Origin of the sequence: Paenibacillus glycanilyticus (genome assembly GCF_051200795.1) — a bacterium.
Taxonomy (GTDB): Bacteria; Bacillota; Bacilli; order Paenibacillales; family Paenibacillaceae; genus Pristimantibacillus; species Pristimantibacillus glycanilyticus.
On record NZ_CP195155.1, the window covers coordinates 6,274,502 to 6,288,964 of the forward strand.

Consider the following 14,463-nt stretch of genomic DNA (forward strand, 5'->3'; position numbering starts at 1 on the left):
TTATTTGGCGCCTCCTTTCGCAGGAGCACCGATGTTATTGTTATCTTGACGGACCAGCGTATCGTTGTCGGTCAGCCACTGCACATCCTTGAACAGATCATCCCGGCTGTACGCGGACAGCTCGAAATGATTGGTCATCACAATCGCTTCCGTCGGGCAAACCTCGGTGCATAAATCGCATAAGATGCAAATTTCGAAATTGATATCAAACGTGTCGATGACCTTGCCTTTTTTGGCCGGATCGGGGTTAGGCTTGCCGGTCAGCGTAATGCAGTCGGTTGGACAGATTCTTGCGCACTGGTTGCAGACGATGCAGAGGTCCGGAATAAAATGCTGAATACCGCGGAACCGGTCCGGCATAACAATCGGCTCGTCGGGATAAGAAGTCGTCACTTTTTTCGATACCATTGATTTGAGCGTCACGCCAAGCCCTTGCACAAGTCCATTCATGGCTAGATCCTCCTAAAAAGAATTGCTTCGTAAGCATGAGCTTAAGAATTTCGAAGCAGCCTTTATTTTACGAACAGCTCCAGGTAACCTGCCGTCAGAAATACGTTCAGCAGCGATACCGGCAGCAGCACCTTCCAGCCCAGACCCATCAGCTGATCAACCCGGATACGAGGGAAGCTCGCCCGGATCCAGAATAAAAAGAACACGATAAACGCGAATTTGAGCAGGAACCAGATGATTCCCGGCACAAAATCAAGAAACGGCGCCGGCGCGTGCCACCCGCCGAGGAACAGCACGGTCGTCAAAGCCGCGATCGCATAGACGTAGACATACTCCGACAGCATAAAGAATGCAAAACGGAAGCCGCTGTACTCCACGTGATAGCCGGCAACCAGCTCCGATTCAGCCTCGGGCAGGTCAAACGGCGTACGGTTCAGCTCGGATACCGCCGCAATCATAAACACAACAAAGCCGATAATTTGCGGAATGAAGTTCCAGTCCCAGAACCATCCGCCGGACTGCGCCGCCACGATATCCCTCAGATTAAGGCTGCCGCTACGCAGGATGACGCCTACAACGGAGATAACGAGCGGAACCTCGTAGCTGATCATTTGCGCAGCCGAGCGCATGCCGCCAAGAAGCGCGTATTTATTGTTCGAAGCCCAGCCCCCAAGCACAATGGCCAAGGTTGAGATGCCTGATAAGGCGGCGTAATAGAGCAAACCGACGTTCAGATCGGCGAAATAAAGCTTTTCCGTATAAGGAATAACCGCAAGCACCGTAAAAGCGGGTACATAACAAAGTATAGGGGCAAGAACGAACAGGAGGCGGTCGGCTTTGCGCGGAATCGTGTCTTCCTTAATGAGAAGCTTGAATATGTCGGCCACCGTCTGGAGAAGGCCAAGAGGACCAACCCGGTTCGGGCCGATCCGAAGCTGCATCCAGCCGATAACCTTCCGTTCGAAATAAATGGCGTAGGTGACAAAGCCAAGCACAACGAACAGGAACACCGCGCCCCATAGAAAAATAATAACCGCATTGCCCCAAGTCATCGAGTCATGCAGCCATGCTCCCATCAGCAATCAACCTCCCCGACTACAATGTCGACGCCGCCGAGGATCGTAATCAGGTTGGTCATCGTCTCTCCAACAAGCAGCTTAGGCAAAATCTGCAGGTTTACAAAGGACGGCCGCCGGAACTTCAGGCGGTAAGGCTCTGCTTTTCCTTTCGAGACGATATGACAGCCGATCTCCCCGCGGGGTGATTCTATACGGACATACACTTCTCCTGCCGGAGGACGGATAACACGGGGCACCTTGCCCATCGTCTCGCCGCCGGACGGCATTTGCTCAAGCGCCTGCTCGAGAATGCGAAGGCTCTGCTTAATCTCCTCCAGCCGGATGACGTAACGGTCGTAGCAATCTCCGTTTTTGCCCAGCGGTACATCAAATTCGAAGCGGTTATACAAACTGTACGGCTCCGCCTTGCGCAAATCCCAGTCCACGCCGGTACAGCGCAGGTTGGCGCCGGACAGACCATAGTCGATCGCCGTTGCCGCATCGTATCGGCCAATGCCTTTGATCCGGGCGAGGAAAATCTCGTTGCCGCTCACCAGCTTGTCGTATTCCTGCAGCTTGCCGTACATGTACGGAATGAAATCCCGCACTTTATCCAGCCAGCCCGGCGGCGCATCCCATTTCACTCCTCCAACCCTCATATAATTGTAAGTCAAACGAGCCCCGCACAGTTCATTAAATAAATTAATAATGATCTCCCGGTCGCGAAAAGCATAGAGGAACGGGCTCATCGCCCCGATATCCAGCAGGTAAGTCCCCCACCAGACGAGGTGACTGGCAACCCGCTGCAGCTCCATTACGATAAGGCGCATAAACTCCGCCCGCTCGGGAACTTCAAGCCCCATCATGGTCTCGACGGCATGAACCAGCACGTAGTTATTGGTCATGGCCGCCACATAATCCATCCGGTCGGTATATGGGATAATCTGCGTATAATTCAGTTGCTCGGCAAGCTTCTCGGTACCGCGGTGCAAATACCCCATAACCGGGGTTGCCTCCGTGATGACTTCTCCATCGAGTTTGACAACGATACGGAATACGCCATGCGTGCTGGGATGCTGGGGACCGACATTTAGTAGAAGTTCTTCGGTACGAATCACGCTGCAGCTACACCTCCGAATCGAGCGGCTCATAATCTTTGCGCAGCGGATGCCCGACCCAATCGTCGGACATCATAATGCGGCGCAGATCGGGATGGCCCTGGAATGTTACTCCTAACAGATCATAGATTTCGCGTTCGTTCCAATTCGCGGTAGCCCAGACGGGCGTCGCCGAAGCGATAACAGGATCACTTCGGTCAGCCTTCACCTTCACCGCCAGCTCCCGCCGGCTTTCGAGATGAACCAGGTGATAGACAACCTCCAGATGCGTCTCGTAGTCCACGCCGGATACATTTCGCAAATAAGTAAAATGGAGCTCTTCATGCCGCTTCAGCAGTTCGGCAGTTGCGGCCCAATGCTCGTTCTTCACGATAATCGTCGGCATATGCCGGCTCATCTCGTTAACATAAGCATCCTCCAGCGCCTCTTCGTGAACGAGGCTGCGAATCAGCTTTGCTGCCGCATCAAGCTCCGGCTGCTTGGGCGACGGCTCCGGCGGTGGCGGCGGCTCCGCGCCCTCCGGCGCTGCTCCGCCCGCGTTCGCGGCTTCCTTCGCCGCCGCTCTCGCCGCGCGCGCTTCCGCCGCCGCCTTCAGCTTCGCTTCCCGCTCCGCATCCACCGCGCCCTCCGGCGCTGCTCCGCCCGCGTTCGCGGCCTCCTTCGCCGCCGCTCTCGCCGCGCGCGCTTCCGCCGCCGCCTTCAGCTTCGCTTCCCGCTCTGCATCGACCGTGCCCTCCGGCGCTGCTCCGCCCCCCGCGTTCGCGGCTTCCTTCGCCGCTGCTCTCGCCGCGCGGGCTTCCGCTGCCGCCTTCAGCTTCGCCTCCCGCTCCGCATCCACCGCGATCGCTGGGGCCTCTGCCGGAGATTGCGGTAATTCCGCGGCAGCCTTCGCTTCCTCTTCAGCTTTTATCTCTTCTGTCTTTATCTCTTCAGCTTTTATCTCTTCCGGCTTTTGCCCTTCGTCCTTCTCCTCGCTCATCGGTCCGTCACCCGCTTCCCGGTCTTCGCTTCGTAACGGATTTTTTCTTGCAGCTTGTTAATGCCGTAAATCAGCGCCGCCGGATTAGGCGGACAGCCCGGTATGTAGACATCGACGGGCACGATCTGGTCGACGCCCTTCATCACCGCATACGACTTGATATACGGTCCGCCAGCCGTCGCGCAGGAGCCCATTGCAATCACCCATTTGGGCTCGGGCATCTGGTCATACAGGCGACGCAGCAGCGGTCCCATTTTCTTCGTCACGGTACCGGCGACAATCATCACGTCCGACTGGCGCGGAGAGGTACGGAACATCACCCCGAACCGGTCAAGATCGTAATGGGAAGCGCCGGTTCCCATCATTTCAATCGCGCAGCAGGCCAGACCAAAGGTCAGCGGCCAGAGCGAGTTGCTCCGCGCCCAGGCTTTAAGCTGCTCCAGCGTTCCCATAAAGACGTTGCGTTCCAGCTCCTTGCGTTCCTCCAGCGATATCGACTCTAAACTGAATTCCATTTCAGCACCTTCTTTTTCCAGGCATATAGAAGTCCGATAAACAGCATTGCCGCAAAAATGAACATCTCAACCAGCACAAAAAGGCCGAGCTTATTATATGCGACGGCCCAAGGGTATAAGAAAACGGTTTCCACATCAAAGATGACAAACATTAACGCAAAGATGTAATACCGGATGTTGAAGCGCACTTGCCCTTCGCCGACCGGCTCATTGCCGCTCTCGTAGGTTGCTTGCTTCGGATCATTCGGCTTATGCGGTCTGAGCAGTCTACCGACGGTCAGCGCCGCTGCTGGGAGCAAAATCCCGAGAAAAATAAAAATAGCCACGACGACATACTGGTTGACGTAATTGTCCACACCATCGCCTCCGTCAAAGCGGACCAGCCGCTTGGTCATTTTTCCTCACAATTATAACAAAAGCTTCCACAGCCGTCTATGAAAGAGTTGTTCGATTCCGCTTCCCCGAAGAGCCGGACAAGCCCGTAACGGCGCGGCTTCCCGGGAACCGTGCGTCACCCGCCGGACACCCGGTCAACACGATACCCGCCTGTCACACTATTAGCCTATGCTCGCCACCCCTTGCGATATCCCAAAGTTAAACAAATCCACTCGCTCATCCTAGAACGGCTATTGGCATAGCGACTCTCTTAACGATATCCCGTATCGTTAAGACTCCCACTAGCATCCGTTCTACCCATCTTAACGATGTCACACATCGTTAAGCAGCCCGGAATTCGCACGCCATTGCCACTTTTACCGCTTCACGCTTCTCTTAACGATATCCCGTATCGTTAAGACTCCCACCAGCACCCGTTCTACCAATCTTAACGATGTCCCACATCGTTAAGCAGCCCAACTCGCGCTGCTTGGCGGAATCACTCCCCCTCAACGCAATAAAAAAGCAGGAAGGACGCCATCCACCAGGCGTCCTTCCTGCATCTTTATCTCGACCGCGACTCCGTCAGCTTGAACTGGCCCACCAGCTGCTGCAGGAACTTCGTGATCGACTCCACGCTCTCCGAGGTTTGGCGTACGCTGTCCATCTCTCCAATTAGCTCCTGGACTTTGCCCTCCACGTCGGAGGAGACCTTGCGGTTTTCCATGCTGACGAGGGCAATCCGTTCCATCAGGTTCACTACCTCGTCTACGACCTGCGATTTCCGGCTATCCTCGCTTTGCGCCGTCTGCAGCGTGCTCGCTGCGGCCGCAACGAGCTGCGTGCCTTCCTCGACGACCTTTGTCCCTTCGTCCATCGACGCGTAAGCCTGCTTCGCTTCATCATAGATTTGATGCGTAATCTGATGCACTTCCTCCGTGGAACGGCGGGTCATATCGGCCAGCTTGCGGATTTCCGATGCCACAACGGCAAAGCCGCGCCCCTGCTCGCCTACGCGTGCCGCCTCGATGGAGGCGTTTAATGCAAGCAGATTCGTTTGCGCCGATATCTCCTCGATAACCTGCAGAACGCCGCGAATCTCTTCAACCGTATGCATAAACCGGCGGATCGTATCATTCGTATCGCCGACTTTCGTGGAGATATGCTGCATTTTATCCCCGATCCGGTCCACTTCCGATTGCGCCACGGCAATCTGCTCGGCAGCCTGCAGCTCCAAGAGTCGCAGCGTATCCCTCATCTCGTCGGCGGAATGCTTCGCCATATCGATATCCTTCAGCTGATTGCGGATGCTGCCGATCATATCGCCAACCTTGCGACTGACCCGCTCCGTCGACTTCGCGGTAACGGCCGCCGATTCATTCATGACATTTTGGCTGGATAATACGTCCGATGCGGCCAGCTTCACCTTCAGCATGATCCCCTCAAGGGAATCAATCATGTTGTTAATCCACTTAGCAAGCTCTCTCGTCTCATCGTTGTCGAACTTGGCAGGCTCAAGACGCTGCGTCAAATCCCCTTTACCCTCCGCGTTAATACGGATGAACCGGTTGATTCGCCGCAAATTGCGGACAACCCGGCGGGATTCCTTCCGCTGCACGGCACCGGCGACAAATTGCCCGAATACCAAAGTCCATACGCCTGCAGCTGCCGCAGTTACCCATACCGGAGCTGCCGAGGCAAGAACCGCTACCAGCCCCGCTACCAACACGGCCTGAATGAGCGTCTGCAACAGCTGAAGCTTGCTGAAGCGCCAGCGGATACTGCGAATCCGGTACACCTCTTCCAGGTCGCCTTCGCACATCATCCCCCATACATCCGGGCAATGCGGCATCTGAAGCGTTACGCCCTTCCCGATAACCGGGATATGGCGGTAATCCGAATAACCGGGGAATTCCACAAACAGGTTGCTGCCGTTATCAATCGTGTTGCGGACGCCGGGATGAAGCTGGCCCGTAGCCGGATCGGTGAAAATAATCTCCAGCTCCGTATGCTCCTTGATCGAGACCATTCCCCAGTCCGTCGTAACTCCATCCTTCAAATTCTCGCCAAACGTAAACGTCCGGTCCTCGAAGCGGCTTCGCGACAATGCGGTTCCAAGCGCGATATGCTGATTCAGGTGCGGTTTTGCCATAAAAATATAGTTGTCGCCCGAGTCCGGATAGACGTGGCCGGATTCCCGCTGGATCAGATCCCCCAGCACATCGTTCGGAACCCGTCCGCATAACGTCCCTGCATATTCTCCATTCACAGTAAGGGGAAAGATGAAGAGCAGGGTCATTTTATCGTGAAAAGAGGAGGATCTTGCTCCAAGGCTTAACGTAACCGGATCGCCGTAAGGTCCATACAAGCACGGCCGCGGCTTGCCGCCGGCTCTAGCGTAGTTAAGACCCGGTTCAATCACGCTCCCGCTGCCGTAAAGCGTCCCTCTATGTTTCTCGTAGGTGGAGATGAGAACCTGTCCTTCCCGGTCAAGTAGGAACAGCTCTGTCCAGTCATTCCCTCTGGCATATGTACGTTCGAGCAGACGGGAAACGGCCAGCTTTTGTTCTTCCTGATGCAACGATTTGCCATCTATGGATACAGCCGCTACCTGCTCCGCCAGCCGCTCGATGTACCCCCAATATTCATGCGCCCAAGAAGTAAGCAGCTCTTTGCGCGTTTCCGCAATGCCTTCAAAGATCTGTTCAACGTCTTTCTTCATCCCATGATTCAAACGCCATGAGACCCAAAGCGGCAGTCCTTTTTTTGTACCCAGCCAGTCGAACATGTGCATCCCCCATATCCTGGTCATCTAGTATTTATGTCATATATACTAACATATGAATTGATAAATTTAGATAGATATGTAAGGTATTTTTCGTCATTTTGTATAATTTTTTAAACTTTTTTGTTACATAAGCACTAAATGCGTCGAAAAAGACCGCCCTTAGACTCATATGGCGAGCCTTAGGACAGCCTTTCTTCCATAACCTTCTATTTTTTGCCAGAACGATACATCAGATACATAAAATACGGCGCTCCGATAACTGCCGCTACCAGTCCGGACGGCAGCTCTTTGGGAGCAAGCAGCGATCGTCCCACCGTGTCGGCGAGGACCAGCAGCAAAGCCCCGAGCAAAGCCGTTAAAGGAACAAGCTTGCGGTATTTCGGTCCAACCAGCATGCGCGTCATATGAGGGGCGATGAGTCCGATAAAACCAATCGAGCCTACCGTCGCAACGGCTGCCGCGGCCATGGCAACGCCAACCCCGCCAATGACCAGACGTGTACGGTCAACGCGAAGGCCCAGATTCGTGACGGTCGCATCCGAGAATTGAAGAACATCCACTTTGCGTGCCAGGTACCAAGCAACCGGCAGCAGGATAATCGGCCAGAACACGAGCTGCCAGAAATCATCCCAGTTGCGCGCGTAAGTCGTTCCGGATAACCATACAAGCGCAGATGCCAGCGTCAGCTTCATACGGATAACGAGCACCTGAACGATTGCGCTGGCCATCGATGAGACGGCAAGACCAATCAGGGCGACGACCGAAGGATTAAAGGAGCTTTTTCGCCCGAGCAGGAACACGATTACCGCAGCGCCTACAGCGCCGATAAAAGCACCCGCAGGCAGCCATTGCACCGATACCTGCGTAAATACGGCGAGCATCAGCATAGCCCCAACGCTAGCCCCGCCTGTTACGCCGATAATGGACGGATCCGCCAGCGGGTTCCGGACAACTCCTTGCAGCAGCAAGCCGCTTACGGCTAGTGTTGCGCCAGCAAGCGCGGCCACCAGTGTACGAGGAATCCTCATCTCGACAATACGCTGCGTACTGTCCGCCCCGTGGCCGAACAAAGCGTTAACGACATCCGCTACCGGAATGCGCAAGCTTCCGAATGCAAGACTGACAATAAGACTTGCAACGAGCAGCAGCGAGAATATCGGCACCCACCAGCCAAACGGTACTTTCGTAGCCGAACGTCCAGGCGAAGTCCCTGTCTGCGGCGCCCCTTCCTTGCGGGCCTTTACCGTACGCAGGACAAGCCAAGCAAGCCATGGGCCTCCGATAAGCGCCGTTACGGCACCGGCAGGCAAAGGTCCAAGCGAATATTTGAAATGCATCGCGATCGCATCCGAGCCAATAACGATAATAGCTCCCCATAGGAAAGACAGCGGAAGCAGCACAGCATGCCGCTTAGCTCCTAACATCCGCATGAGATGCGGCGCTATCAGGCCCACGAAGCCGATTGGACCAACGACGCTGACGGCAGCTGCGGCGAGCAATACGGCGATGCCAAGACCCGTAAGGCGGATCCGTCCGACCTTTTGCCCCAGCGAGGTAACCGTATCCTCATCGAGCTCCATTAGATCCCATTTGCCCGCGAGCAGAAAAGCAAGCAGAAAGCAGCCGATAATCCAAGGCCATGCGTGCTGAACGCCGCCCCAGTCATTTTGCACAAGCGAACCGGAGCCCCACATGAACAACCCTTGCGTCTTTTGTTCATGAAATAATTGAAGCACGCCTGTAAAAGCAGCCGCGGTCATCGTAACGATCATCCCGGACAAAGCAAGCCGCACAGGAGACGCCTTTGTACCTCCCGCCATGACAAAAGCCGCCGCGGCAGCAGCAATTGCACCGATGAACGTAAGCAGCAGGGGGAAGCCCATTGCAAGCCCCGGGAACATAATCGTTCCTACCGTTAGGGCGAGAAAAGCCCCCGCGTTAATTCCCAGCGTGCCGGCGGACGCGAGCGGATTGCGGGTCACATTTTGAAATAACGCGCCGGCCACGGCCAACGCCCCGCCTGTCAGAATGCCGATCACCATGCGGGGCAGCCGGACTGTCCACAATATTTGATGCTCCAATACGGGAGTGGACTCAAAAATAGCCCGCCATACGGTCTTCACCGGTATAGCGGCTTCCCCAAGTGTCAGGTGATAAGAAGCTAAAGCAAGGAGCAGCAGAAGACCCGCCGCTGATAACAGCAGCGGGCTCCAGATGCCCTTACTTGTTTCCTTTGTAATTTGAAGGTTCGTATTCATTAGCCGAGCGCTTCAAGCGTGCGTTCTACAAGAAGCTTTGCAGACAATGGACCGCCAAACGGCCAGATGCCTTTCATGTCGTACACGCGATTTTCTTTTGCAAAGTTCAGGTTCTTGTATACTTCATTCTTGGGAAGCAGTTCGCTAAAGACGGTATCCGTCGCGCTTGTCGTGTACAATACGCTTGCGTCCGGCGTCTTGGTCAAGCCTTCGATATCCGTTTCCGAATAGCCGTATTGCTGGAACGTGCTGTCCTGATGCGCATTCTTCAAACCGATCTTCGCGAGAATCGCCATAGCCATCGAGTTGTCTGTGAACAGACGGAAGGTTGCTACGCCTTCATTGGTCCAAGCTTGCGTGAATACAACCTCTTGCCCCTCTTTGCCTGCGCTAGCCAGCTTCGCTTTGGACTCATCGTAGTAGCTATGCAGATCGGCCAGTACTTTCTCGCCTTCCGCTTTTTTGCCCAAAGCATCCGCAATGGCCGAGAAGGTTTGTTCCATTTCGCTGTATTGGTCAAGTCCGCCCTCTTCCGGATACGGGTTAAAAATAAGCGTTGGCGCAATCGCCGACAATTGATCGTAAATCGCTTCGTGGCGGAAGTTTACGCCGATAATCAAGTCCGGCTCAAGGCTGGTGATCGTCTCGATGCTTGGCTCTTGGCGCGTGCCTACATCAACAACCGTTGCATCCAGCTTTGGATCAATAGCTCCGTACCACTCCCCGTAGCCCTTCACATCCGCTACGCCGGCAGGCTGTACGCCAAGCGCGATCAGATCCTCCGCATAGGTCCACTCCAGAACAACGACCTTCTTAGGCGTTCCGGTAATTTTCGTTTCGCCAAGCGCATGCTTGATGGTGCGTTCCGCCGTCTCGTCAGCTGTTGTATTTGTGCTTGCATTTGCATTCGCGTTTGAGCTTGCTTGCTCGGACTCTTGCTTGTTATTCCCTGCATTGCCTGCGTTGTTGCCGCCTCCGCATGCAGCGAGGAATACCATCATTGCCGCAAGAATGAGACCTGTCCATTTCATTTGTTTCATTGCTAGACCCCCATAAAATGATTATCATTCTCAACAATTACTTTCTCAATGATAAGGATTATCATTATCTAAGTCAATAGAAATGAACCATCTTTTGGACAGAAAAAATAACCTGTCACCACATGATCATAAATTGTTCATGTCTGACAGGTCATTTATTTATCGCTAAGTCTTTTATTTGCCGAACAAGGATTTAATCTTGCCCCAGCCTCCCGATTTCGCGGCCTGCTGCACAAGATTCGGTTGATCGGATAACTCTCTGGCATTCCAGATCGCCTGCGCATTACGTTCGAAATACCTTCTCCATACCGGCCCAAGCTCGGATTCGATCCGTTCATAGGCCTCCTTCATCTTAAAGCTCCGCCACTCCAGATGATGAGCATCGGAAGATACCAAATGAATAAGACCACGCCTGCAGAGCGTCCAAGCCGATTTCTCAATCCCTCTTCCGAAGCCTCCCAGCAAGGAATGAGTCGTTACCTGCGCATAAGCGCCAAGCTCTACCAGCTCAGCCAGACGGTCCGGATTCTGAACCACCTCCGCATTCCGCTCCGGATGGGCTATGACGGCACGGACGCCTAGCAGGCGCAGTTCGTATACGACCTGCTCCATCGATTTGGGAATCTGGGAGGAGGGCATTTCTATGAGTACATAAGGAGATTCGCCCATCGTCAGCAGCTTTCCGCTTTGCCAGTTAGACAAAAACTCAGAATGGATCCGTATCTCCTGCCCCGACTGAATCTTCAGGGGGATAGCGAGCTCGCTTAATCTACTGTTCAATTCGGCAACCAGCTCTATTACCGTTTCTTTGTCATTGCTATATTTGCCGTCGTAATGATGGGGAGTCGCTATAATCCCCGTAATTCCTTCAGCAGCCGCTGCACGGGCCATCTGAATCGAGTGATCCCAATCCGCCGCACCATCGTCGATGCCAGGCAAAATATGTGTATGTATATCAATCATGCCAGTGCCCCCTGCTCTACCGTTCATCTTATTTCCTCCATTGTGAGAGATTCTTATATTGAAGTCAATGAGACGCAAGTCGGCATTATGACAAAATCGCGAGAAAACAATTGTCGAAATGAAAAAGCCGTTCAAATCTCTTTAGATGAGATTTGAACGGCTTTAAGTTCTTAACGTTCTGTAACGTTGATCCGGTTCGTTGCACGCTGCAGAGCAAGCTCTGCGCGCTTGAAGTCGACTTCGTCGCGCTTAGCAGCCAGGCGCTCTTCAGCGCGCTGTTTGGCAGCTTGTGCACGGTTAACGTCGATTTCGGAAGCCAGCTCAGCGCTTTCGGCCAGGATGACCACCTTGTCCTTACGGACTTCGATGAAACCTCCGCCTACAGCAAGAACATCAACTTTACCGTCGCGCTTAATGCTGACCGGCGCAATACGCAGCGGCGTTACCAGCGGAATGTGGTTCGGCAAAATGCCGAGCTCGCCCGCGATCCCTTTAACGCTGACCATATTAGCCGTCTCCGCATAAACCTTGCGCTCCGGAGTTACGATTTCAACCAGAAAAGTACTCATGTGGATTCCTCCCGCCTTTCGCTATTACAGCGTTTTGGCTTTCTCCACGGCCTCTTCAATCACACCTACATACCGGAAAGCTTCTTCCGGAAGGTCGTCATGTTTGCCCTCGAGAATTTCTTTGAAGCTGCGAACGGATTCTTTAACAGGTACGTATTTACCTTTGATACCTGTGAACGGCTCGGCAACGTGGAACGGTTGGGACAGGAACAATTGAATGCGGCGCGCGCGCGATACAGTCAGCTTGTCTTCCTCAGTCAACTCGTCCATACCAAGGATTGCGATGATATCTTGAAGCTCTTTATAGCGCTGAAGAATTTTCTTAACGCCTTGAGCTACGTTGTAATGCTCTTCGCCCAGAATGTCCGGGTTCAGGATACGGGACGACGAAGCAAGTGGATCTACCGCTGGGAAGATACCCATCTCGGAGATTTTACGCTCAAGGTTAGTTGTAGCGTCCAAGTGAGCAAACGTCGTTGCAGGAGCCGGGTCAGTATAGTCATCGGCAGGTACGTAGATCGCTTGGATCGAAGTAACCGAACCTTTTTTCGTCGATGTGATACGCTCTTGCAATTGACCCATTTCAGTTGCCAGCGTTGGCTGGTAACCTACCGCGGAAGGCATACGGCCGAGAAGGGCCGAAACCTCGGAACCTGCTTGCGTGAAGCGGAAGATGTTGTCGACGAACAGAAGTACGTCTTTGCCTTCAGCGTCACGGAAGTATTCAGCCATTGTCAGACCCGTCAGGGCTACACGTTGACGTGCGCCTGGCGGTTCGTTCATTTGTCCGAATACCATCGCTGTTTTTGGAAGTACGCCGGAATCTTTCATCTCGTGGTAAAGGTCATTACCTTCACGAGTACGCTCGCCTACGCCGGCGAATACGGAGATACCGCCATGCTCTTGCGCGATGTTGTTGATAAGTTCCTGGATTGTTACCGTCTTACCTACGCCGGCGCCGCCGAACAGACCGATTTTACCGCCCTTTGCGTACGGAGCAAGCAAGTCGATAACCTTGATGCCTGTTTCGAGAATTTCCGATTGCGTGGACAATTCGTCGAATGCAGGAGCTTGACGGTGAATCGGAAGGTTAATTTCCGAAGTTGCGTCGCCAGCTTGGTCGATTGGCTCGCCCAGTACGTTAAATACGCGGCCGAGTGTTGGCGCACCAACTGGAATTGTGATTGGCGCGCCTGTGTCTACAGCTTCCATGCCGCGGACCAGACCGTCAGTTGTGCTCATCGCAACAGCACGAACCAGGTTATCACCCAGGTGAACTGCTACTTCAAGCGTCAGATTAATATCGATGCCGCCTGCTGGGGCTTTTTGAACGATTTTGACGGCGTTCAAAATTTCCGGCAGGTTACCGCGTTCGAACTCCAAGTCAACGACTGGACCCATGACGGATACAACGCGTCCTTTTTTCATGGTTTTCCCTCCTGGTACTTTCTTTTACTTCTATATGCCTTATGCCTGCGCGTTCGCACCGGCAACGATCTCAGAGATCTCTTGCGTAATCGCCGCTTGACGAGCCCGGTTGTAGGTCAGCGTCAATTGGTTGATCATTTTGTTAGCATTCTTCGTCGCACTGCCCATGGCTGTCATGCGAGCGCCCTGCTCACTGGCTTTCCCGTCAAGCACCGCGCTGTAAATAAGCGTCTCCGCGTATTTAGGCAGCAGTACCTCCAGAACACCTTCCGGGGACGGCTCGTACTCGTACGAAGTTACCGGACCGTTGCCGCTTACTTCCTGCAGCGGAAGCAAACGAGTTTCTGTTGGGATCTGAGTAATGGCGTTTACGAATTGGTTGTAGCAGATGTACAGCTCATCGTATTTGCCCTCAGAGAACATTTTGACTGCGTTATAAGCGATCGATTTGATGTCTGCGAACGTTGGCGAATCGGAAAGACCGATAACCTCGTCGATGATCGGCATATTGCGGCGGCGGAAGTAATCCCGGCCTTTACGCCCGATTACGAACAATACGTACTCATCATTCGATTTGTGCTTCTCGCGAATCGTTTGCGTTACTTTACGAAGGACGTTCGCATTGTAGCCGCCTGCCAGACCACGGTCGGAGGTGATAACGAGGTAACCCGTTTTTTGCACCGGACGCGTCTCGAGCATCGGGTGTTTCACGCCTTTCGTGCCTGCTGCGATGCTTGCTACTACTTCCTTCAGCTTATCCGAATATGGACGGGCTTTCGTCGATGCCTCTTGCGCTCTTCTGAGCTTGGAAGCCGCAACCATCTCCATCGCTTTCGTGATTTGCTTCATGTTTTGTTTACTTTTGATTTCGCGCTTAATATCGCGCATGCCTTTTGCCATTGCATTGTCACCCGCCTTTGTT

The 14,463-nt window shown here is 53.7% G+C and carries 13 protein-coding genes; all 13 read right to left on the bottom strand.

The genetic code is table 11. The annotated features are described in order from the left end of the window. The 13 genes from nuoI to atpG all read right to left on the bottom strand — a co-directional run bounded on the left by nuoI (position 1) and on the right by atpG (position 14,441). On the bottom strand, positions 1 to 450 hold the full coding sequence (gene nuoI / locus ACR9FF_RS28290; protein WP_201002443.1) for an NADH-quinone oxidoreductase subunit NuoI: 450 nt from the start codon (positions 448 to 450) through the stop codon (positions 1 to 3). Positions 451 to 512: 62 nt separating this feature from the next. Beyond that, on the bottom strand, positions 513 to 1,526 hold the full coding sequence (gene nuoH / locus ACR9FF_RS28295) for an NADH-quinone oxidoreductase subunit NuoH (RefSeq protein ID WP_435167201.1): 1,014 nt from the start codon (positions 1,524 to 1,526) through the stop codon (positions 513 to 515). Continuing rightward, the gene (locus ACR9FF_RS28300; RefSeq protein ID WP_201002447.1) at positions 1,526 to 2,626 is read right to left on the bottom strand and encodes an NADH-quinone oxidoreductase subunit D; all 1,101 of its coding nucleotides are present in this window, start codon (positions 2,624 to 2,626) and stop codon (positions 1,526 to 1,528) included. The genes nuoH and ACR9FF_RS28300 overlap by 1 nt, the downstream gene beginning before the upstream one ends. 7 nt (positions 2,627 to 2,633) lie before the next feature. Continuing rightward, positions 2,634 to 3,605, bottom strand: coding sequence for an NADH-quinone oxidoreductase subunit C (locus ACR9FF_RS28305; protein WP_435167204.1), 972 nt, complete (start codon positions 3,603 to 3,605; stop codon positions 2,634 to 2,636). Continuing rightward, positions 3,602 to 4,120: a NuoB/complex I 20 kDa subunit family protein gene (locus tag ACR9FF_RS28310; protein WP_127497877.1), complete on the bottom strand. Its 519-nt coding sequence runs from the start codon at positions 4,118 to 4,120 to the stop codon at positions 3,602 to 3,604. The genes ACR9FF_RS28305 and ACR9FF_RS28310 overlap by 4 nt, the downstream gene beginning before the upstream one ends. Then, on the bottom strand, positions 4,105 to 4,515 hold the full coding sequence (locus ACR9FF_RS28315) for an NADH-quinone oxidoreductase subunit A (RefSeq protein WP_127497879.1): 411 nt from the start codon (positions 4,513 to 4,515) through the stop codon (positions 4,105 to 4,107). The genes ACR9FF_RS28310 and ACR9FF_RS28315 overlap by 16 nt, the downstream gene beginning before the upstream one ends. A 545-nt stretch (positions 4,516 to 5,060) precedes the next feature. Next, positions 5,061 to 7,283: a methyl-accepting chemotaxis protein gene (locus ACR9FF_RS28320; protein ID WP_435167209.1), complete on the bottom strand. Its 2,223-nt coding sequence runs from the start codon at positions 7,281 to 7,283 to the stop codon at positions 5,061 to 5,063. A gap of 206 nt (positions 7,284 to 7,489) precedes the next feature. Beyond that, complete coding sequence (gene fhuB, locus ACR9FF_RS28325; RefSeq protein ID WP_435167212.1) at positions 7,490 to 9,541, bottom strand: Fe(3+)-hydroxamate ABC transporter permease FhuB; 2,052 nt, start codon at positions 9,539 to 9,541, stop codon at positions 7,490 to 7,492. After that, the gene (locus ACR9FF_RS28330; protein ID WP_435167215.1) at positions 9,541 to 10,581 is read right to left on the bottom strand and encodes an ABC transporter substrate-binding protein; all 1,041 of its coding nucleotides are present in this window, start codon (positions 10,579 to 10,581) and stop codon (positions 9,541 to 9,543) included. Before ACR9FF_RS28330 ends, fhuB begins: the two co-directional genes overlap by 1 nt. A 174-nt stretch (positions 10,582 to 10,755) precedes the next feature. Beyond that, positions 10,756 to 11,544 (bottom strand): tyrosine-protein phosphatase, encoded by a 789-nt coding sequence (locus ACR9FF_RS28335; protein WP_435167218.1) that lies wholly within the window; start codon positions 11,542 to 11,544, stop codon positions 10,756 to 10,758. A 170-nt stretch (positions 11,545 to 11,714) separates the two neighbouring features. Beyond that, positions 11,715 to 12,113, bottom strand: a complete 399-nt coding sequence (locus ACR9FF_RS28340; protein WP_127497889.1) for a F0F1 ATP synthase subunit epsilon — start codon at positions 12,111 to 12,113, stop codon at positions 11,715 to 11,717. A 24-nt stretch (positions 12,114 to 12,137) separates the two neighbouring features. Further along, complete coding sequence (atpD, locus tag ACR9FF_RS28345; protein WP_127497891.1) at positions 12,138 to 13,541, bottom strand: F0F1 ATP synthase subunit beta; 1,404 nt, start codon at positions 13,539 to 13,541, stop codon at positions 12,138 to 12,140. A gap of 39 nt (positions 13,542 to 13,580) precedes the next feature. Continuing rightward, the gene (gene atpG / locus ACR9FF_RS28350; protein WP_127497894.1) at positions 13,581 to 14,441 is read right to left on the bottom strand and encodes an ATP synthase F1 subunit gamma; all 861 of its coding nucleotides are present in this window, start codon (positions 14,439 to 14,441) and stop codon (positions 13,581 to 13,583) included. Positions 14,442 to 14,463: the final 22 nt, after the last annotated feature.